We start from the raw sequence: 19433 nt of genomic DNA, 5'->3' as shown, positions 1-19433 counted from the left end.
GGCCGTAGAGACAACCCAGGGCAACTGGCCGAACCTGACAAGACTTCGCAGGTGCAGCATAAGGCATTGCCGAATGATGCAGCAGGCGATTCCAGCGGCCGCGACGCCGCCGGCCCCGGCCAGGCACCCGCGTCGCGATCACGAGACTCCACTCCTGACGTGAAGGATGGCCCCATGGCAGCATTCAACGACGAACTCCAGGCACTGGCGCAACTGCGTGACGCCCAGCGCGGCAAGTGGGACAACATCAACCCCGAGCATGCCGCCCGCATGCGGGTTCAGAACCGTTTCCAGACCGGTCTCGACATCGCCCGCTACACCGCGAAGATCATGCGCGAGGACATGGCCGCCTATGACGCCGACAGCGCCCAGTACACCCAGTCCCTAGGCTGCTGGCACGGCTTCATCGGTCAGCAGAAGCTGATCTCCATCAAGAAGCACTTCGGCACCACCAAGCGCTCCTACCTCTACCTCTCCGGCTGGATGGTCGCCGCCCTTCGCTCCGAGTTCGGCCCGCTGCCCGACCAGTCCATGCACGAGAAGACCACCGTGCCGGGCCTGATCGAGGAACTCTACACCTTCCTGCGCCAGGCCGACGCCTGGGAGCTCAACCACCTGTTCCGTGACCTGGAAGAGGCCAGGAAGGCCGATGACAAGGCGAAGGCCGACGAGATCATGGCGAAGATCGACGGCTTCGAGACGCATATCGTGCCGATCATCGCCGACATCGACGCCGGTTTCGGCAACGCCGAGGCCACCTACCTGCTGGCCAAGAAGATGATCGAGGCCGGTGCCTGCTGCATCCAGATCGAGAACCAGGTCTCCGACGAGAAGCAGTGCGGCCACCAGGCCGGCAAGGTCACGGTGCCCCACGAGGACTTCATCGCCAAGATCAACGCCGTGCGCTACGCCTTCCTGGAACTGGGTGTGTATGACGGCGTGATCGTCGCCCGTACCGACTCCCTGGGTGCCGGCCTGACCCAGAAGATCGCCGTGACCAAGGAACCGGGCGACCTGGGCGACCAGTACAACAGCTTCCTCGACGGTGACGAGATCACTTCAGCCTCCGACATCAACAACGGCGACGTCGTCATCAAGCAGGACGGCAAGCTGGTCAAGGTCAAGCGCCTCGCCTCCGGCCTCTACGAGTTCAAGCCGGGCACCGGCGAGGACCGGGTGGTGCTGGACTGCATCACCAGCCTGCAGAACGGGGCGGACCTGCTGTGGATCGAGACCGAGAAGCCCCACGTCGGCCAGATCGCCGGCATGGTCAACCGCATCCGCGAGGTCTGTCCGGATGCCAAGCTGGTCTACAACAACTCGCCCTCCTTCAACTGGACCCTGAACTTCCGCCAGCAGGTATTCGATGCCTGGGAGAAGGAAGGCAAGGACGTCTCCGCCTACGACCGTGCCAACCTGATGAGCGCCGAGTACGACGACACCGAACTCGGCAGGCTGGCCGACGAATGGACCCGCAACTTCCAGCGCGACGCCTCCCGCGAGGCCGGCATCTTCCACCACCTGATCACCCTGCCGACCTACCATACCGCGGCCCTGTCCACCGACAACCTGGCCAAGGGCTACTTCGGCGACGAGGGCATGCTGGCCTATGTGGCGGGCGTGCAGCGCCGCGAGATCCGCGAGGGCATCGCCACCGTCAAGCACCAGGACATGGCCGGCTCCAACATCGGCGACGACCACAAGGAGTTCTTCCACGGCGAAGCGGCGCTCAAGGCCGGCGGCAAGGACAACACCATGAATCAGTTCGGCTGAGCCGACACGCCGGCGATAGAACGACTGGAACCCTTGGGGAGGCTCGGCCTCCCCTTTTTTGTGGCGGCGCGGTTTTCACACTATTTGCCCATCTCTCACGCTACACTGGTGGGCACTCGCCCCCGGGTGACTGGTCGAACCGCCTATAACCCTTCGATTCCGCGACAGGATGTCGACGGGCTGTCTTCACGAAAGCCCGAATGAATGCCCCCAGGAGGTCTCACATGAAACGTCTTCTTCCCGTACTCGCGCTCGGTGTCCTGACCCTGGCCGGCTGCGCCAACACTGCGCCCTATGGGGGTGATGTCTACCGCGGCAGCCAGGCCCAGACCGGTCAGAGAGTCACCTTCGGCACCATCACCGCCCTGCGCCAGGTACAGATCCAGGCCGACAGCCGCGCCGGCGGTATCATCGGTACCGGCGGTGGCGCCGTGATCGGCGGCCTGCTCGGCAACCAGGTCGGCGGTGGTTCCGGGCGCCGGCTCGCCACCGCGGCCGGGGCCATCGGCGGTGCCGTGGCCGGCAGCAACATCGAGGAATCCGCCAACCGTGTAGCCGCCTGGGAGATAGAGGTCCGCCGCGATGATGGCCAGCACATCGTCGTGGTGCAGAAGGCCGACCGTGACTTCCAGACCGGCCAGCGCGTGCGCCTGATCGGCAGCGGGGCCAACCTGACCGTGGCCCCCTACTGATCGTCCCTGATCGATCGAGATACCGATCGAGATAACGTACCCCGCACAGCCGAGGGCCCGCGGAATGATCCGCGGGCCCTCGCTTCGTTCACGACGCGTTACGCGACTCGACAGGCCAGGTGCCGGGCGCCTACCTATCGACCCTGTTCATGGCCCAGCCGGCCAGCTTCCTGCCGACCAGTACCAGCAGCAAGATGACGATCGCGGTCAGCAGGATGTCCACCGGGCGCACCAGGGTGGTAGCCCCCAGCACCGCCAGGGCCAGGCTCCAAACCAGTCGATTGTCGCCATGGGTCTTCATCACCGCCGGCAGCAGCTTGTCGAGGCCGGGGCTAATGCTGGACTCCCAGCGGCTGTAACAGAGAAACAGGATCACGGCGAAGGCGATCAGCCAGATCACGACGATGGTCATGGGCACTCTCCGGGAGATGGTATGGGCAATGGAGAAAAGGGTGTCGCGCAAGGGTATCCCCGCCCGCAGGGGCACGCAACTGTTCGAAAGTCCGGCCACCCTCGGGACCGAGGGCGTGAATGTGTCTCAGGATCGACGCTGGCATCCTGAAATTCGCCCATCCCCCTGACAGCCCCCCGACCGGCGCGTTACCATGTTTCCTACATGCACTCACCGAAAGGTTCATCAATGCAGATTGCGCAGAATTCCGTTGTCGCGTTCCACTACACCCTGACCAACGACGCAGGTGAAGTGCTGGACAGCTCGGAAGGCCGCGAGCCGCTGACCTACCTCCACGGCGCCGGCAACATCATTCCGGGCCTCGAGAAGGAGCTTGAGGGCCGCGTCGCCGGCGACAAGCTCACCGCCACCGTGGAGCCCGCCGAAGGTTATGGCGAACAGCAGCCGCAACTGGTGCAGGAAGTGCCGCGTGACGCCTTCCAGGGCGTCGACAACGTCGAACCCGGCATGCAGTTCCAGGCCCAGACCCAGGGTGGCCCGCTGATGGTCACCGTGACCAAGGTGGAAGGCGACACCGTCACCGTCGACGGCAACCATCCGCTGGCCGGCCAGACCCTGAACTTCGACGTCGAGATCGCCGAGGTTCGCGAGGCCAGCCAGGAAGAGATCGAGCACGGTCATGTGCATGGCGCCGGCGGCGTCGAGCACTGAGCGCGACCCTGAGGTCGATCGCGAAGGGGCAGCCAGCGGCTGCCCCTTCGTCGTTTCAGGGCCCCTTCGCCCGTTTTCAGGGAGGAGTCTCGAGGGCCCGCAGGGTTCGATAACCGCCCCAGAGTCGGGTGACGGTGGTGATCAGGCAGGCCACGGCGAACAGCACCGCGAGCAGCGGGAAATGCCCGGGCCAGAGGCAGAACGCCACGAAGGCGAGGATCGTCTCGGTCCCCTCGGTCAGGCCATGCAGGTAGTAGAAGGCCTTCTGCCGGAAACGGGGTCGCGTGAGGCCATGACGAGTGGCCATGATGGCGAAGGCCAGAAACGAGGTGCCGGTACCGATGAAGGCGAACAGCAGGAAGGCCGCCGCCAGGGCATTGGCCGCCGGGTCGGCCAGCGCGAAGCCGAGCACCACCGCGGCGTAGAAGACGAAATCCAGGCCGATATCGAGAAACCCGCCAGCATCGCTCGGCTGATGGTTCAGGCGGGCCAGGGCACCATCTACCCCATCACCGAGGCGATTGAGCAGAATCGCCGCCAGCGCCGGTGCATACCACTCCATGGCCAGTAGCGGCAGCGCCGACATGCCGATCAGAAAGGCTGCCAGTGTCATCTGATCGGGTCGAATCTGGCACTTGGCCAGCCAGGCGGCCAGCCGGATCAGCGGCGCCTGGGTCAGGGGCATGGTCCAGCGATCCAGCATCTCAACTCCTTCTCATGCTCTCGTCGACTGTCTTCATTGCCGCCACCCGAGTCGACCCGCCGCGCCGCCATGCAAAATAGCGCTCCAGCCAGCCCAGCAGCCGTTCCGGCTTGTGGGCGTTCTTCCATACGCCGGCCGTGGCCTTGACCGCCTCGCTGCGGGTCGGATAGGAGTGGATGGTGCCCAGCAGCTTGTTGAGCCCGATGCCATGGGTCATGGCCAGGGTGAACTCGGCAAGCATCTCCCCTGCGCCCTGGCCGACGATGGTCGCCCCCAGGATCTTGTCCTTGCCGGGCACCGTCAGCACCTTGAGGAAGCCATCGGTCTCGCCCTCGGCGATGGCCCGATCCAACTCGCTCAGTGCATAGCGCGTGACCTCGACATCCAGGCTCCTTTTCCTGGCCTCGCGCTCGTTGAGCCCCACCCGCGCCACTTCGGGGTCGGTGAAGGTCACCGCCGGCAGCGCGCGATAGCTGACCCGGAAGCGCTTGAGCTCGCCGAACAGGGCATTAACGGTGGCATGCCAGGCCTGGTGGGCACTGGCATGGGTCAACTGGAAGGGGCCGGCCACGTCGCCGCAGGCCCAGACATTGGGCAGCACGCTCTGCAGGGTCTCGTCCACGGCCAGGGTACCGTCCTCACGTGTCTCCACGCCGAGCGCCTCGAGGCCCATTCCCGACACATTGGCCTGCCTTCCCACCGCCACCAGCAGGTGCGAGAAGCCCAGCCGCTCGACCACCGGCTCGCCATCGTCGCCCGGGCGCTCGACCTCCAGCGCATGGCCGCCGTCCACCGTCACCACGCGCCGCGCCCGGGTGGCGAGATGCACCCCGACCCCCTCTCCGCCAAGCCGGGCCTCGACCTCGGCCGCCACGTCCCGGTCCTCGCGGGGCAGCAGCTGATCGTCCATCTCCACTAGCTCCACCCGGCTGCCCAGGCGGGCGAAGCTCTGTCCCAGCTCGCAGCCGATGGAGCCGCCGCCCAGCACCACCAGCCGTTCGGGAAGGGTCTCGAGGCGCCAGAGGTTATCCGAGGTCAGCACCTCGATGGCGTCGAGGCCCGGCAGGTCGGGCACCCGAGGCCGCGCGCCGCTGGCGATGATCACATGGCGGGCAGTCACTACCCGCTCGCCCCAGCGCCCGGTGACACGCACCCGCCAGGGATCCTCGAGGCGGGCGTCGCCGGCCATCACGTCCACGCCCAGCCCTTCGTAGCGCTCACGGCTATCGTGGGGCTCCACCTCGCGGATGGCGCCGTGCACATGCCCCATCACCGCCGCAAAGTCGATCTCCGGCTCACCGGCCTGCACGCCGTAGCGCGACGCCCCGCGTACCTCGCTGGCGGCACGCGCGGCGCGGATCAGCGCCTTGGACGGCACGCAGCCGGTATTGAGGCAGTCGCCGCCCAGGCGGTCGCGCTCCACCAGCGCGACCTTGGCCTTGACGGCGGCGGCGATATAGCTGGCCACCAGCCCCGCCGACCCGCCGCCGATCACCACGATGTCATGGTCGAAGGCGGTGGGCCGGTCGTAGCGCCGCGCCAGCCGACGGCGCTTGGCCACCGCCACCCCGGCCCGGGCCAGCCAGGGGAAGAGCCCGATCAAGGCGAAGGAGCCGATCAGTCCCGGGGACAGGATGCCCGAGAGCGACTCGAGATTGCCGAGCTCACGGCCCGCATTCACGAACACCGCCGTGCCAGGCAACATGCCGAGCTGGCTGACCCAGTAGAAGGTCCACAGGCGCATGCGGGTCAGGCCCAGCACCAGGTTGATCACGAAGAAGGGGAAGAGCGGGATCAGCCGCAGGGTGAAGAGGTAGAAGGGCCCCTCGCGCTCGATACCGGCATTGATGCGCTCGAGCTGGGGGGCGAAGCGCCGCTCCAGCGGTGCCCGTGCCAGGGTACGGGCAACCAGGGCCGCCAGGGTCGCGCCCAGGGTGCTGGCGAAGGAGATGATCAGCAGCCCCCAGCCCAAGCCGAACAGCGCGCCTCCCAGCACCGTGAGCAGGGTCGCCCCCGGCAGCGAGACGGCGGCCATGACCACGTAGATCAGGAAGAAGCCGCCGACGACCGTCAGTGGCTCCGCGGCCAGCCAGGCCCGGAAGCGGGTCTGTTCGGCCTGCAGGTTCTGTAGTGTCAGGGCCTCGTCGGCCCCGCTGAGGAAGTAGGCCGCGACGATCATGGCGATCAGGGCCGCGAGTATCAGGCGACGTCGGGTCAAGGGAAGGCTCCTGGTGGTGGCCGCGGGCGGGCGACGAACGAGTTCGCCCTTGTGTCGTCGCGAAGCCTGGCACCTTACAGGGTAGCCAGCATTAACAGGGGTTGTACGGAACCCCTGGCGTACGACAATCTCCAATCTACCATCCCTGTCCACCGGAGCCACCCCCATGCCTGTTCTCACTGCTCCCCGCTGGCTTGCCCTGCTCACCCTCCCGCTCGGCCTGGCCGGGCCGGCCCTCGCCGAGGAGGAGACCGCCAGTGCCGTCTTCGCCGGCGGCTGCTTCTGGTGCATGGAGGAGGCCTTCGACCCGGTCGAGGGCGTGCTCTCGACCACCTCCGGCTTCAGCGGCGGCCATGCGGAGAATCCCAGCTACAATCAGGTGGTCGCCGGCGGTACCGGCCATGCCGAGGTCGTCGAGGTGGAGTACGACCCCGGGGTGGTCGACTACGAGGCATTGCTGCACGTCTTCTGGCGCAACATCGATCCCTTCGCCGTGGATCGCCAGTTCTGCGACGCCGGCGACTCCTACCGCAGCGCGATCTTCCCCATGAATGCCGAGGAACGGGCCCTGGCCGAGGCCAGCCGGGACGCCCTGGCCGACCGCTTCGACCGCGAGATCGCCACCGAGATCAACGACTTCGAGGCCTTCTACCCGGCCGAGGAGTATCACCAGGGCTACTATCGCAAGAACCCGGTGCGCTATCGCTTTTACAAGTCGGCCTGTCGCCGCGAGGAGCGGCTCAACGAGATATGGGGCGACGAAGCGGGTGGTGTCTAGCCAATGGCCTGTCGGTAGCGGACCGAACGCTCGCGGCGCCATAGCCAGCCGGCGATGCCCAGCGTCACTACCAGTACCAGCCAGGAGCCCAGGGCCACGCCCTCCCAGGCGGCGAACCACCAGAAGGGTTCCAGCCACAGGCCACCGAGGCTCGCACCGCCGTAGTAGAACACCAGGTAGAGGGCCGAGGCACTGCCGCGGGCCCGTTCGGCGTGGCGCCCCACCCAGCTCGAGGCCATGGAGTGGGCCAGGAAGAAGCCGAAGGCGTTGATGGTCAGGCCGAGGACGATCAGCCAGAGCGAGTCGGCCAGGGTCACCAGGGTGCCGGTCATCAGGATCAGGATGCCGACCATCATGCAGGCCGGCTGCGACAGCGAGCGGGCCAACCGGCCGGAGAGCGTCGACCCCAGGGTACCGCCCAGGTAGGTGAGAAAGATCAGTCCCAGCAGGCTCGCCCCCAGCCCGAAGGGCGCCTCGGCCAGGCGAAAGGTGATGTAGCTGTACTGGTTGATAAAGATCAGGAAGTTGAGCCCCCCGAGCAGGTAGGCCGATAGCAGCAGCGGGTTGCACAGGTGTCCCGCCAGGTCGGCCAGGGCACCGCGCAGTTCGAAGGGGCGCGGGGTGAAGGCCCGGGCCTGCGGCAGCAGCTTCCAGAACAGCACCACTCCCGCCAGCGTCATGGCGCCCACCACCAGGAAGCTGGCCGAGGCACCGCCCACCTCGCCCAGGGCCCCGCCGACGACCCGGCCGCTGATGCCCCCCAGGGTGTTGCCGCCGATATAGAGGCCCACCGCCGAGAGCAGCGCCGGGCGCTCGAACTCGTCACCCATCCAGGCGATCGCCACCGCCGGCAGCCCGCCCAGCACGAAGCCCTGCAGGGCCCGCAGCGCCAGCAGCGTCTCGAAGTTCGGCGCAAGGGCCAGGCCCAGCGAGAGCGCCCCCGCCGCCAGCAGCGTCAGTCGCATGATACCGGCGCGGCCGATGGCATCCGACAGCGGGCCGAACACCAGCAGCGAGGCCGCCAGCGCCAGGGTCGACACCGACATCACCAGCCCCGCCACCAGGGTGGAGACCCCGTAAGCCGTGCGCAGCTCCGGCAGCAGCGGCTGGGGCGCATAGAGATTGATGAAGACGAGAAAGGAACCCAGGCACAGGGCCAGGGTAGCGCGCCACCAGGCGCGGGAATGCACTTCGATCATGTTGCCCTCCGGCTTGGCAAGCCATGATCACCTGCGCACAATGATAACCCAAACAGAATATCTAGATAAAAACCATCGGATTTACTTATGAGCCTACCCTTCGACCTGCGCGCCCTGCGGGTCTTCCTCACCGTGGCCGACCAGGGGGGCTTCAGCGCCGCGGCCCGGGCGCTGCACGTGGCCCAGTCGGCGGTGAGCCAGACCATCGCCACCCTGGAAAAGCGCCTGGAGCTGACGCTCTTCCACCGCCATGAGCGACGTATCAGCCTGACACCGGAAGGCGAGCACCTGCGCCAGCACGCCCGGGAGCTGCTCGAACGGGCCGAAGCCACCCACCTGGCCATGCGCGAGTTGCATGGCCTGGTCAAGGGCGAGCTGCGCATCGGCATCCCCTCGATGCTCGGCTCTTACTACTTCCCGCCCTTGCTGATGGGCTTCAAGGCCCGTCACCCGGGCATTCGCCTGACGGTGGTCGAGGCCGGCGCCCGCCGTCTACAGCGCATGATCGCCGGCGGCAAGCTGGATCTCGGGGTGGTGATCGACGACGAGACGAGCCACCACCTGGAGCGGCGGCGGCTGGTACGGGAGGAGATGGTGGTCTGCGTGCCGAAGGAGCACCCCTTCGCCGGGCGCCCCGGGGTCACGGCCGAGGCGTTCTTCCGCGAGCCACTGGTTCTGTTCCAGGACGGCTACTTCCATCGCGAGTTCGTCGACGCCCTGTCGCGCCAGACGGGACACGCCGCAGACATCGCCTTCCAGTCAAACCTGATCCCGCTGACCAAGGCGATCGTACGCCAGGGCTTCGGCATCACCACCTTCCTGCGCCGGGTGGTCGACGAGCCGGCCCTTGAGGCGGTCTCGTTCGACCCACCGGCCTGGCTGGACCTGTCACTGGCCTGGGCCCGGGGCGCCTATCTGTCGCGCGCCGAGCAGGCCTTCGTGGAGTTCGTGATGGCACACCGCGACGCCCTGTGAAGGGGACGCTCAGCTCTCGCCGGACGCGGCCACCCGCTGCGCCAGCTGGGTCGGCTCGAGCGCACGCCGGGCCTGCCAGTAGTGACGGCGCCAGTAGGCGTTGTCGAGCCTGGAGAGCTTGACACCGCGCGAGGTGGAAGCGTGCAGGAAGTAACCGTCGCCGACGTAGATGCCGACATGATCGTAGGCGCCGGGCGGGCGGAAGAAGACCAGGTCCCCGGCCTGCAGCTCGTCGCGCGCCACGGGCGTGCCCTGGTGCACCTGCCGGCCGGTGGAGCGCGGCAGCGCCAGGCGGAAGGTGTCGTTGAAGACATGCTGGACCAGCGCCGAGCAGTCGATGCCGCGCTCGGTGGTCCCGCCCAGGCGGTAGGGGGTGCCCACCCAGCGCTCGTGCTGGGCCAGCAGCGCCTGGCGCACCAGGGCCGGTGGCGGATTATGCAGGCTGCGCACCTGGCGGATGGGATTGTCCACCGGCGACATCATCGGATCCCCGCCCCCGGGCAGGCCCGGCAACTGTCGGGCGAAATAGTCCTCGGGTGCCCGGGACACCGTGTCCCGCGGGGAGGCGGCACAGCCGGCCAGCAGGGCCAACGACACGATGACCAACAGGGTACGACACGATCGGGTGACGACCATCCGGCGACGACCTCATTCCCTGAGCCGCACCCGCCCCGGGCAGCACTTGGCATGCTGCATCTCGGGCCAGCGGGTTGTCGCTGTGGGAGTGACGCCAGACGTCCTCGTCGGTATCACTGCCAGAGCGGCCTTCTGCGGCTCGCTGAGTGGCTGGGACTCCCGAAAACAGGAGCCGAATCATCAAACCCATTGACTATAAATCAGTCTTCCGGCCGATGGCGAGTCTCATGTGACGATATCAGGACACCCGGCACTCGCCTTGCCCCGGCGCACCTTCAGTGGAGCCTCCGGGTGTCCCCCGGCAGGGTGTCGATATGCAGCGGCGCCCAATGGCGAGGCCGGGCGCCGGGGAAGTCGAGACTCGCCCAGGGACCGGCCAGTGGCGGCGCCCCGGACAGCCAGGCCACCAGCGCCTGGCGAAAACCGGCCAGGAAGCTCTCGCGCTCCGGCGTCTCACCCATGAAGAAGGAGAAACCGGCATACAGGCCCCGGGCGTACTCCTCCCAGCCGGCGTAGTGAGACGCGGCCAGGGCATGGGCACGCTCCAGGACACGGGCGAAGGCCGGCTCCTCGAGCCAGTTCAACTGGCGCCCGGCGATGGCCAGGTCGACGGCCTGGGCGATGTCCCAGGCCGCCATGTCGGTGTCGTTGCAGCCGTCCTCGTTGTCGCGTACCCGCTGGAGCCGCAGCAGGTGGCTGGCCTCCTCCTCGCTGCACTCACCGGACTCCAGGGTAGCGATCTCCGAGCCCAGGCGAGCGTCGTTGAGGGTGTAGGGGGCGTAGTTGATCTGATACTCCTGACGGTCGCCGGCCTCGAGCAGGAAGTCGAGGAACTCGGCGAGCTCGGCGGCCGAATGCAGGCCGTAGTGGCCGTCGACCCAGTCGCGGATCGAGGCGCACTCGCGCTCGCTCTCCGGCTGCGGCAGGCTCCAGGCCGCGCTGTTGAGCGGCCCGACCAGCGCCATGGCGGTGAAGTGCGGCAGACTCGGCCGACGCCCCGGTTCCTGCCACTCAGCGGGGCGCCAGTCGAGCCAGTGGAAGAGACTGCCGGGATCCTCCAGGTGCCAGCGAATCTCGCCGGTCAGTGGCGGCTGCCCCTCCTCGGGCAGCAGCGACTCCCAGCTCGCCCAGGCTTCCAGCAGGCGACGCGCATCGGGATAGAAGCGGCTCAGCGAGCCGCGCAGTGCCTCGGCCAGCGCCTCGAGCCTGGCCGCATCGAAGGCCTCGCTGTCCATGGCCATCTGCAGATAGAAGGCGTACTTCTCGGCCATGTGAATGGTCGCCGAGTGCCGGCTCGCCGTGCGCAGGCCATCGCGCAGGGCGAGATCGCCCGCCGCCGGGGCGCCGAAGGGGGTCTCGGCACCGGGCAGGGCCCCGTGGGCGGCGTCGGCGGCGAGTTGATTGAGGTGATGGGCCTGAGCCGGCAACCAGTAGCGCGCGAGGGCTTCGACGCCCTCGTCGGCATGCAGGTCGAGGGTGTCACGCAGGTACTGGCCGGCATCGTCACGCCGCGCCGGCGCCACCGGTACCGCCGGCCCCTGGCGCATGGCGAGTTCGGGCTCACGCACCGAGGCCAGGGCCAGCACCCAGTGGCGCGGCTCACGGCGCCAGTCGCGCAGGGCGCTGTGGGACCGCTCGAGCAGCGACGAATCGATCAGCCCCTGCAGCGCCGGGCGCCAGGGACTCACCGGCGACTGCAGCAACAGCTTCCAGTCGGCCTCCAGGGCCGGCAGCAGGTTGCGCCCCTCGAACAGGCTACGCCCTCGCTGGTAGGCCCGGGCCAGGGCCGCCCAGTCGCTGTAGCGGTGCTGCACCAGGTCGGCGCCGTGCAGGGCGAAATCCGTCGCCTCCCGCTCGTCGAGCCAGCCCAGGCAGGCACCGGCCCAGGCCAGGTCGACCAGCCGCAGCCAGTCCCAGGCGGCCCACTCCAGGGGCTCGCCATGGTCGATGAAGCCCAGCAGCACCCGTCCGTAGGCGCGTTCAGTGCCGTCCAGCCGCTCCAGCCAGTCATGCCGAGCGGCGACGTCCAGCGCCAGCAGGCGGGTGGCGTCCAGGTCCCAGCCCTGGCGGTCGCCCTGTCCGGCCAGCCACAGCAGGGCCCGGAGCAGGTCGTCGCGCCTCTGGATCTGCCAGGCCTCCTCCAGCCAGGCCTCCAGGCCCGCCCAGTCCTGCCGCCCCGCCGGCCACTCGACCACCGGCGAGAAGCCGGCCCGCAGGCGCCAGACCTGCGCCTCCGGCGCCTCCGGCCACAGCGCCAGATGCCGATCATGGATCGCCAGCCACTCGCCGAGTCGCTCCCAGGTGATACCGTCGCCCTCGTGCTCGAGCACCGCCAGGGCCTCGCAGGCATCGCTGAAGCCGTCGTCGCCGCGCACCCAGCCCTCGGCACCGCGCACACGGCGCAGCGCCTCGAGCCAGACGTCGAGGCTGGAATAGTGGGCGCTGATCTCGCCGGCGAGCCGCTGGGCCCAGTCCCGTGCCCGCGGCTCGGAGAGCCAGCCGGCAGCGCCGGCGAGGGCCACCACCTCGAGGCCGGACAACATCCGGGCCGGGTCGGCCACCGCGCCGCCGGCACCCAGCGACTCGACCAGACGCCAACCGAGCTCGCCACGATCGGACACGCCCAGGACCGCCAGGCGCGATACCGCAGCCTCGGCGTCCACCGACAGCGGGTCCGGATCGAAGGCCCAGTCACACAGCACCAGCTGCTGGGCCCACCAGGCATTCAGGGTATCGACCAAGGCTCACCTCGACATCCAGGAAAGACGGCCGGCACGCTCGAGCGTACCGGGAATTCGGCGCCCTAGTGTAGCGGAAAGCGACGCCCGCGCCGATGGTCGGGGATCAGGAAATCGTTCCTTTCGTCGCGGTGACGACTCGGCGGGGAAGGATCGGCGAAGGGCTTGGCGAGACGTTTTAAATAATGCACACTCGTCAAATATGATGACCACCGCCCCCACAGGAGGCGCCCATGACCGAATTGATCGTCGACAAGGCCTATATCGCCGGGCAGTGGCGCGATGCCGACCGCCGCTTCGCCGTCACCAACCCCGCCAACGGCGAGACCCTCGCCGAGGTCCCGGATCTCGATGGTGACGCCGCCCGCGAGGCGGTCGCCGCCGCCGAGGCCGCCTGGCCGGCCTGGCGGCGCCGAACCGCCAAGGAGCGCGCCGCCCTGCTGCGCGCCTGGTTCGACGCCATCATGGCCAACCAGGAGGCGCTGGCCCGGCTGATGACCCTGGAACAGGGCAAGCCGCTGGCGGAGTCCCGCGGCGAGGTGGCCTACGGCGCCTCCTTCGTCGAGTACTATGCCGAGGAGGCCAAGCGCGTGGCCGGCGAGACCCTGCCGAGCCATGGCGCCGACAAGCGCATCCTGGTCTTTCGCGAACCGATCGGCGTGGTGGCCGCCATCACCCCCTGGAACTTCCCGCTGGCGATGATCACCCGCAAGTGCGCGCCGGCGCTGGCCGCCGGCTGTCCGGTGGTGATCAAGCCCGCCGAGGCAGCCCCGCTCACCGCCCTCGCCCTGGCGCAGCACGCCGAGGAGGCGGGCTTCCCGGCGGGGGTGCTCAACGTGGTCACCACCGCGAAGCCCGCGGTGATCGGCGAGGTGCTGACCACCGACCCGCGGGTGCGCAAGATCTCCTTCACCGGCTCCACCCCGGTGGGCAAGAAGCTGCTCGCCCAGTGTGCCGGCACGGTCAAGAAGGCCTCCATGGAACTCGGCGGCAATGCCCCCTTCATCGTCTTCGACGACGCCGACCTGGACGCCGCCGTGGAAGGTGCCGTGGCCTCCAAGTACCGCAACTCCGGCCAGACCTGCGTCTGCACCAACCGCCTGCTGGTCCAGGCCGGCGTGTACGACACCTTCCTGGAGAAGCTGACCCGCCGCGTCACCGAGCTGAAGGTGGGCAACGGCCTGGACGACGGCGTGGTGCAGGGACCATTGATCAACGCCGCCGCCGTGGACAAGGTGCAGTCACACATCGCCGACGCCCTGGCCAAGGGCGGCCGCCTGGTCTGCGGCGGCGAACCCCACGCGCTGGGCGGCACCTTCTTCCAGCCCACCGTGATCGCCGACGTCACCGACGAGATGCGCGTGGCCAGGGAAGAGACCTTCGGGCCGCTCGCCCCAGTGTTCCGCTTCGACACCGTCGACCAGGCGATCGCCATGGCCAACGCCACCGAATTCGGCCTGGCGGCCTACTTCTATGCCCGCGACTACCGCCGTATCTGGCATGTCATGGAAGGCCTGGAGTATGGCATGGTGGCGGTCAACGAGGGGATCCTCTCCACCGAGCTGGCCCCCTTCGGCGGCGTCAAGGAGTCGGGGCTGGGTCGCGAGGGGTCGCGCCACGGCCTGGATGAGTACACTGAACTAAAATACGTCTGTGTCGGCGGACTCTGACCGGTCGCCAATCCCTTTTTTCAAGGAGGCATCATGAACAACGCTCAGCTCAACGAACTCAAGCAGCGCTACGTGGCCAACGGTGCCGCCAGCCCCGCCACCGCCTTTGCCGACCGCGCCGAGAATGCCCAGGTCTGGGACGCCGACGGCAACCGCTTCGTCGACTTCGCCGGCGGCATCGGCGTGCTCAACATCGGCCACCGCCATCCCAAGGTGGTCCAGGCGGTCAAGGACCAGCTCGACCGCGTGATGCATACCTGCCAGACGGTGATGCCCTATGAGGGCTACGTGAAGGTGGCCGAGAAGCTCAGCCAGGTCACCCCGGTGCGTGGCCATGCCAAGGTGATGCTGGCCAACTCCGGCGCCGAGGCGCTGGAGAACGCGGTCAAGATCGCCCGGGCCGCCACCGGCAAGAACAACGTGATCTGTTTCGATGGCGGCTACCACGGCCGCACCTTCATGACCATGGCCATGAACGGCAAGGTCGCGCCCTACGCCACCGACTTCGGCAGCATGCCGGGCAACGTCTTCCGCGCCCCCTACCCGGTGCCCTATCACGGGGTCAGCGAGGACGAGGCGCTGCGCGGCCTGAAGATGACCCTCAAGACCGATGCCAACCCGCGCGACACTGCGGCCATCGTGCTCGAGCCGGTGCTCGGCGAGGGCGGCTTCTACCCGGCACCGGCGAGCTTCCTGAAGGCGATCCGCGAGATCTGCGACGAGCACGGCATGCTGATGATCGTCGACGAGGTCCAGAGCGGCTTCGGCCGCACCGGCAAGCTGTTCGCCATCGAGCACAGCGGCGTCGAGCCGGACATCATCGCCATGGCCAAGAGCATGGCCGACGGCATGCCGATCTCCGCCGTGGTCGGCACCGACAAGCACATGGACGCCTCCGGCCCCAACTCCCTGGGCGGCACCTACACCGGCAGCCCGGTCTCCTGTGCGGCGACCCTGGCGGTCCTCGAGGTGTTCGAACAGGAGGGCATCCTGGAGAAGAGCCAGGCGCTGGGCGACAAGCTGGCCAAGCGCTTCGCCCAATGGCAGCAGACGTTCGACTGCGTCGACAACGGCCGCAACATGGGAGCCATGGCGGCCTTCGACCTGGTCGCCGACAAGGCCAACCACACCCCGGACGCCGACCTGGCCGGCGCGCTGTGCAAGAGGGCCCGCGAGAAGGGGCTGATCCTGCTCTCCTGCGGCCTGTACGGCAACACCATCCGCTTTTTGATGCCGGTCACCATCGAGGACGAGGTGCTGGAGGAGGGCCTCGACATCCTCGAGGAGTCCCTCAGGGAGCTGGTCGGCGGCCAGGCCGCCGCCACCGCCTGATCCGCCGGCCTTACCTCGACAGCGCATGACCCCGAACCGCCCGGCTGGCAACAGTCGGGCGTTGGATGCCGGGAGTCGATGTCGATCAGGCCTGCCGGATCTTCGCGATCACCCACAACAGCACCACGGCCCCGACGATGGCGGTGACCAGCGAGCCGATGAAGCCGCCGGCCTGCAACCCCAGCAGGCTGAACAGGAAGCCGCCGATCACGGCCCCCACCACGCCGACCCCGATGTTGCCGAGGATGCCGAAACCACCCCCGCGCATGATATGGCCGGCGATCCAGCCGGCCAGACCACCGATGATCAGCCAGGCAATCAGTCCCATGTCGCTCTCTCCTTTGCATGTGGTCGTGGGAATGCCCCCGATGGTGCCCCAGCCCGGGCCCGGAAGGAAGGCATCCCAACTCAGAAGGAGGACCCCGGCTGCTCGAGGAAGGCCAGTTCCTCGGGAGTCGACTCGCGCCCGAGGATGGCGTTGCGGTGGGGATAGCGGCCGAAGCGCTCGATGATCTCGCGGTGCCGCTGCTCGTGGCGCAGGTTCTCCTCCAACCCCGGCTGGTCGAACAGGCCCAGTGCCTCGTCATGGATCGGCAGCGACTCGCTGTGCATGAACGGCATATAGAGGAAGGCGCGCCAGGGTACCTCGAGATGATGATCGATGCGGTTGGCCACCGCTTCCTGGGCCAGCACCAGGGCGACGGGGTCGCGGGCGAAGGCGAGCGGGGTATCACGATGGATGTGGCGCGAGAACTGATCGAGCACGATCACCTCGGCCAGCCGGCCACGGGCCGAGAACCGCCACTGCCACAGCTCGCCGCGACCGGCGGCCTCGAGCAGTGGGCCGAAGCGTTCGCGTATGGTCGCATCCAGGTCGGGATCCTTGCGGAACCACCGGGCCGGCCCGAGCCCGTGGAACCAGAAGTCGATCACCGCCTCCGCTCCCGGCAGCCTGTCGTCCATGCCGCTCTCCCTGTCATCCACGGTTGCCGCCGCGCCCGGGCGTGCTTCGAGCGCCCGGCCGCGGCTGATACCATTAGCCTACACGGCCCCCGAGGAGTCCACATGTCCGTTGCGTATTTCCTGGAAATGACCACCTTCGTCTTCAACCTGGTCGGCCTGGTGGTCTGTCTCGGCGGCCTGACCCTGGTCCATCGCACCCGCCATCGCTGGCCCGGCTACCTGCTCGCCGGGGGCGGCTTCCTGATCGCCGCCTTTCCGGTGCTCTACCAGCTGTTCGCGGGCATGGCCTGAGCCAGACGGCGGCCCCGGCATCGCCGCCTCGTCGGCGCGATGTCCGAATTGGTGGGATATGGGTCATTGCGGACATGCCGCGCACAGCCGACACTCTCGTGTGATCGCCACCGGAGAGTGTCGCCATGCCCCGAACCGTCGTCATGCTGGCCTATCCCGACTGCCAGCTGCTGGATGTCAGTGGACCCTGGCAGGTCTTCGCCACCGCCAATGAGCTGAGCGGGCGCCCGCTCTACGGGCTGCACCTGGCCTCGGCGCAACCGGGCACCGTGACCACCAATGGTGGCCTGGCCCTTCAGGCCGGGATCACCTGGCAGCGGCTCGATACCCTCGGCCCGCTGGATACGCTGCTGATCCCCGGAGGCAACGGGGTGATGGCCCAGTGCCGGGATCCTGCCCTGCTCGAGACCCTACGCCATCAGGCCGGGACGGTGCGGCGCCTGGGCTCCGTCTGCACCGGCGCCTTCCTGCTCGCCGCCGCCGGCCTCCTCGATGGCCGCCAGGCGACCACCCACTGGCGCCACTGCCAACGGCTCGCCAGCGACTACCCCAGGGTCGAGGTACAGACCGATGCGCTGTATCTGGAATCCGGGGGTCTGTATACCAGTGCCGGCGTCACGGCCGGTATCGACCTGGCGCTCTCGCTGCTCGAGACCGACCAGGGGAGCGAGCTCGCCGGGCGGGTGGCACGCGAACTGGTGATGTTCCTGCACCGGCCAGGCGGACAGTCCCAGTTCAGCGAAGTCCTGGCCCACCAGCAGAAGGCCAGCGGTCCCCTGCGTCGGCTGCTGGACCGGCTCCACGCCGACCCAGGCAAGCCGTATCGCCTGGAGGAGCTGGCCGACTACATCGCCGTCTCGCCCCGCCACCTGTCGCGGTTGTTCCGCCGCCAGCTGGACACTACCCCCGGCAACTACCTCACTCGCCTGCGGCTGGAGCAGGCGCGTCTGGCCCTGGTCGAGAGCCCGCAACCGCCCTCCCTGGAGCGCCTGGCCCGCCACTGGCAACTAGGAGGGGCCGAACAACTGCGCCGCCTCTTCCAGCGCCACTACGGGGTCTCGCCTACCCTTTATCGTCAACGCTTCAGCCATTGCCCCGACAACCGAAGCCCCCGCTCACTCGCCAAGGATGCCCAGGAGCCCCCATGCCCATCAGTGTCTCCCTACTCTCCCTCTGCCAGGCGCTGCTGATCAGCGGCAATATCCTGCTGATCGCCGTCTCGCCGCTGATCGGGGCCGCCCTGGCCCCCAGCGCCACCTGGTCGACCGCGCCGGTGGCCACCCAGTGGCTGGGGCTGATGTGCGCGACCATTCCCGCCTCGCTGATCATGGCCCGGCTGGGGCGCCGGCGCGGCTTCATCCTCGGCAACCTGACGGGGCTCGGCGGCGTCGCCGTTGCCGCTCAGGCGCTGATCGGCGCGTCATTCGGCCTGTTCATGCTCGGCACCTGGCTGATCGGCATCGGCATCGGCTTCGGCCAGCTCTACCGCTTCGCCGCCGTGGAGGCCGCGCCCCTGGCGCTGCGCGACCGTGCCATCGGTCTGGTGATGGGCGGCGGCGTGCTGGCCGCCTTCTTCGGCCCCTGGCTGGCCCGGGTCAGCCGCGAACTGACCGAAACCCCCTTCCTCGGCAGCTTCCTGGGGCTCGGCGTGCTCTACCTGGTCGCCCTGGTCATCCTGCTACTGACCCGCCTGCCGCCGCCCGAGGTCACCCACGGCGAGGGGCGGCCGCGCCCCCTCGGCGAGATCGTGTGCCAGCCGGTGTTCCTCGTCGCCGTGGTCTCGGCCCTGATCGGCTACGGGGTCATGAACCTGGCGATGACCGCCACCCCCCTGGCCATGGCCGGCGCGGGTTTCCACTTCGACCACGTCGCCACCACCATCCAGTGGCACGTGCTGGCGATGTTCCTGCCCTCCTTCGTGACCGGCCACCTCACGGCCCGCTTCGGGCCCCACCGGATGATCGCCACCGGCTGCCTGCTGCTCGCGGCGTGCGGCCTGGTGGCACAGATCGAGGCCGGCGTGGCCGGCTTCTACGCCGCCCTGATCCTGCTCGGGCTGGGCTGGAACTTCACCTTCCTGCCGGCCACCGGCCTGCTCACCGAGGCCTACCGCCCGGTCGAGAAGGCCCGCACCCAGGCCACCAACGAATTCCTGGTCTTCACCACCGTGGCCCTCACCGCCCTGCTCGCCGGCCCCCTGGTGAACCTGCTCGGCTGGTCGCTGCTCAATGCCCTGCTGGTGCCGCTGGCGCTGCTACCCATCGCCCTGCTGATCTGGCAGCGGCTTGCCAGACGCGGCCAACGCCCGCACATTAGCGGCTGATCCTGCTGCGAAGGGAATC

Annotated in this window: 18 protein-coding genes; 10 read left to right on the top strand and 8 right to left on the bottom strand. The window is 68.4% G+C overall.

Translation table 11 applies throughout. The features are described 5' to 3' along the window. Positions 1–174: 174 nt before the first annotated feature. Together MKP05_RS05885 and MKP05_RS05880 are read left to right on the top strand one after the other, a co-directional pair. Complete coding sequence (locus MKP05_RS05885) at positions 175–1773, top strand: isocitrate lyase (protein ID WP_110283640.1); 1599 nt, start codon at positions 175–177, stop codon at positions 1771–1773. A 224-nt stretch (positions 1774–1997) separates the two neighbouring features. Beyond that, entirely contained in the window at positions 1998–2465 is a 468-nt protein-coding gene (locus MKP05_RS05880; protein WP_240567433.1) for an outer membrane lipoprotein, read from the top strand. Positions 2466–2595: 130 nt separating this feature from the next. On the opposite strand, the gene MKP05_RS05875 is transcribed toward MKP05_RS05880, so the two are convergent. Further along, entirely contained in the window at positions 2596–2877 is a 282-nt protein-coding gene (locus tag MKP05_RS05875; RefSeq protein WP_110283638.1) for a hypothetical protein, read from the bottom strand. Positions 2878–3105: 228 nt separating this feature from the next. On the opposite strand from MKP05_RS05875, the gene MKP05_RS05870 reads away from it, so the two are divergent. Beyond that, positions 3106–3588: an FKBP-type peptidyl-prolyl cis-trans isomerase gene (locus MKP05_RS05870; RefSeq protein WP_110283637.1), complete on the top strand. Its 483-nt coding sequence runs from the start codon at positions 3106–3108 to the stop codon at positions 3586–3588. 76 nt (positions 3589–3664) lie between these two features. Here the strand turns inward: MKP05_RS05870 and MKP05_RS05865 are convergent, their stop codons facing one another. Both MKP05_RS05865 and MKP05_RS05860 read right to left on the bottom strand, forming a co-directional pair. After that, complete coding sequence (locus MKP05_RS05865) at positions 3665–4291, bottom strand: CDP-alcohol phosphatidyltransferase family protein (protein WP_240567432.1); 627 nt, start codon at positions 4289–4291, stop codon at positions 3665–3667. 1 nt (position 4292) lies between these two features. Further along, positions 4293–6509, bottom strand: a complete 2217-nt coding sequence (locus MKP05_RS05860) for a dihydrolipoyl dehydrogenase family protein (protein WP_240567431.1) — start codon at positions 6507–6509, stop codon at positions 4293–4295. 166 nt (positions 6510–6675) lie between these two features. Here MKP05_RS05860 and msrA point away from each other — a divergent pair, with 166 nt between their 5' ends. Next, positions 6676–7287: a peptide-methionine (S)-S-oxide reductase MsrA gene (gene msrA, locus MKP05_RS05855; RefSeq protein WP_240567430.1), complete on the top strand. Its 612-nt coding sequence runs from the start codon at positions 6676–6678 to the stop codon at positions 7285–7287. Here the strand turns inward: msrA and MKP05_RS05850 are convergent. After that, the gene (locus tag MKP05_RS05850; protein WP_240567429.1) at positions 7284–8486 is read right to left on the bottom strand and encodes an MFS transporter; all 1203 of its coding nucleotides are present in this window, start codon (positions 8484–8486) and stop codon (positions 7284–7286) included. The two genes, msrA and MKP05_RS05850, sit on opposite strands and share 4 nt — an antisense overlap. 87 nt (positions 8487–8573) lie before the next feature. Between MKP05_RS05850 and MKP05_RS05845 the strand changes: the two genes are divergently transcribed. Further along, positions 8574–9461, top strand: coding sequence for a LysR family transcriptional regulator (locus tag MKP05_RS05845; RefSeq protein ID WP_110283632.1), 888 nt, complete (start codon positions 8574–8576; stop codon positions 9459–9461). A 9-nt stretch (positions 9462–9470) separates the two neighbouring features. On the opposite strand, the gene MKP05_RS05840 is transcribed toward MKP05_RS05845, so the two are convergent. Together MKP05_RS05840 and MKP05_RS05835 are read right to left on the bottom strand one after the other, a co-directional pair. Then, the gene (locus MKP05_RS05840; protein ID WP_240567428.1) at positions 9471–10097 is read right to left on the bottom strand and encodes a C40 family peptidase; all 627 of its coding nucleotides are present in this window, start codon (positions 10095–10097) and stop codon (positions 9471–9473) included. Between the two features lie 275 nt (positions 10098–10372). Next, entirely contained in the window at positions 10373–12838 is a 2466-nt protein-coding gene (locus MKP05_RS05835; RefSeq protein ID WP_240567427.1) for a DUF1266 domain-containing protein, read from the bottom strand. A 230-nt stretch (positions 12839–13068) separates the two neighbouring features. Between MKP05_RS05835 and MKP05_RS05830 the strand changes: the two genes are divergently transcribed. Continuing rightward, positions 13069–14505 (top strand): NAD-dependent succinate-semialdehyde dehydrogenase, encoded by a 1437-nt coding sequence (locus MKP05_RS05830; RefSeq protein ID WP_240567426.1) that lies wholly within the window; start codon positions 13069–13071, stop codon positions 14503–14505. Between the two features lie 33 nt (positions 14506–14538). Beyond that, complete coding sequence (gene gabT, locus MKP05_RS05825) at positions 14539–15837, top strand: 4-aminobutyrate--2-oxoglutarate transaminase (protein WP_110283628.1); 1299 nt, start codon at positions 14539–14541, stop codon at positions 15835–15837. A gap of 85 nt (positions 15838–15922) precedes the next feature. Here gabT and MKP05_RS05820 read toward each other — a convergent pair whose 3' ends face one another. Both MKP05_RS05820 and MKP05_RS05815 read right to left on the bottom strand, forming a co-directional pair. Then, positions 15923–16165 (bottom strand): GlsB/YeaQ/YmgE family stress response membrane protein, encoded by a 243-nt coding sequence (locus tag MKP05_RS05820; RefSeq protein WP_110283627.1) that lies wholly within the window; start codon positions 16163–16165, stop codon positions 15923–15925. A gap of 80 nt (positions 16166–16245) precedes the next feature. Further along, positions 16246–16800: a DUF924 family protein gene (locus MKP05_RS05815; protein ID WP_110283626.1), complete on the bottom strand. Its 555-nt coding sequence runs from the start codon at positions 16798–16800 to the stop codon at positions 16246–16248. Between the two features lie 102 nt (positions 16801–16902). Here MKP05_RS05815 and MKP05_RS05810 point away from each other — a divergent pair, with 102 nt between their 5' ends. From MKP05_RS05810 to MKP05_RS05800, 3 genes are all read left to right on the top strand, one after another. Beyond that, entirely contained in the window at positions 16903–17091 is a 189-nt protein-coding gene (locus tag MKP05_RS05810) for a hypothetical protein (protein ID WP_110283625.1), read from the top strand. Positions 17092–17216: 125 nt separating this feature from the next. Continuing rightward, positions 17217–18281 (top strand): GlxA family transcriptional regulator, encoded by a 1065-nt coding sequence (locus tag MKP05_RS05805; protein ID WP_110283624.1) that lies wholly within the window; start codon positions 17217–17219, stop codon positions 18279–18281. Further along, a complete protein-coding gene (locus MKP05_RS05800) occupies positions 18236–19414 on the top strand; it encodes an MFS transporter (RefSeq protein WP_240567425.1) in 1179 nt (392 codons plus the stop codon). The genes MKP05_RS05805 and MKP05_RS05800 overlap by 46 nt, the downstream gene beginning before the upstream one ends. Positions 19415–19433 lie beyond the last annotated feature (19 nt).

Origin of the sequence: Halomonas flagellata (assembly GCF_022487945.1) — a bacterium.
GTDB classification, from domain to species: Bacteria; Pseudomonadota; Gammaproteobacteria; order Pseudomonadales; family Halomonadaceae; genus Halomonas; species Halomonas flagellata.
This window is presented reverse-complemented; position numbering and strand designations above follow the sequence as displayed.

Excerpts from the sequence above, each read along its gene's own strand:
- MKP05_RS05880 (WP_240567433.1), top strand. The coding sequence starts at position 1,998 with ATGAAACGTCTTCTTCCCGTACTCGCGCTCGGTGTCCTGACCCTGGCC.
- MKP05_RS05885 (WP_110283640.1), top strand. The coding sequence starts at position 175 with ATGGCAGCATTCAACGACGAACTCCAGGCACTGGCGCAACTGCGTGAC.
- MKP05_RS05865 (WP_240567432.1), bottom strand. The coding sequence starts at position 4,291 with ATGCTGGATCGCTGGACCATGCCCCTGACCCAGGCGCCGCTGATCCGG.
- MKP05_RS05805 (WP_110283624.1), top strand. The coding sequence starts at position 17,217 with ATGCCCCGAACCGTCGTCATGCTGGCCTATCCCGACTGCCAGCTGCTG.
- MKP05_RS05820 (WP_110283627.1), bottom strand. The coding sequence starts at position 16,165 with ATGGGACTGATTGCCTGGCTGATCATCGGTGGTCTGGCCGGCTGGATC.
- MKP05_RS05800 (WP_240567425.1), top strand. The coding sequence starts at position 18,236 with ATGCCCATCAGTGTCTCCCTACTCTCCCTCTGCCAGGCGCTGCTGATC.
- MKP05_RS05815 (WP_110283626.1), bottom strand. The coding sequence starts at position 16,800 with ATGGACGACAGGCTGCCGGGAGCGGAGGCGGTGATCGACTTCTGGTTC.
- MKP05_RS05870 (WP_110283637.1), top strand. The coding sequence starts at position 3,106 with ATGCAGATTGCGCAGAATTCCGTTGTCGCGTTCCACTACACCCTGACC.
- gabT (WP_110283628.1), top strand. The coding sequence starts at position 14,539 with ATGAACAACGCTCAGCTCAACGAACTCAAGCAGCGCTACGTGGCCAAC.
- MKP05_RS05845 (WP_110283632.1), top strand. The coding sequence starts at position 8,574 with ATGAGCCTACCCTTCGACCTGCGCGCCCTGCGGGTCTTCCTCACCGTG.
- msrA (WP_240567430.1), top strand. The coding sequence starts at position 6,676 with ATGCCTGTTCTCACTGCTCCCCGCTGGCTTGCCCTGCTCACCCTCCCG.
- MKP05_RS05840 (WP_240567428.1), bottom strand. The coding sequence starts at position 10,097 with ATGGTCGTCACCCGATCGTGTCGTACCCTGTTGGTCATCGTGTCGTTG.
- MKP05_RS05830 (WP_240567426.1), top strand. The coding sequence starts at position 13,069 with ATGACCGAATTGATCGTCGACAAGGCCTATATCGCCGGGCAGTGGCGC.
- MKP05_RS05850 (WP_240567429.1), bottom strand. The coding sequence starts at position 8,486 with ATGATCGAAGTGCATTCCCGCGCCTGGTGGCGCGCTACCCTGGCCCTG.
- MKP05_RS05875 (WP_110283638.1), bottom strand. The coding sequence starts at position 2,877 with ATGACCATCGTCGTGATCTGGCTGATCGCCTTCGCCGTGATCCTGTTT.
- MKP05_RS05810 (WP_110283625.1), top strand. The coding sequence starts at position 16,903 with ATGTCCGTTGCGTATTTCCTGGAAATGACCACCTTCGTCTTCAACCTG.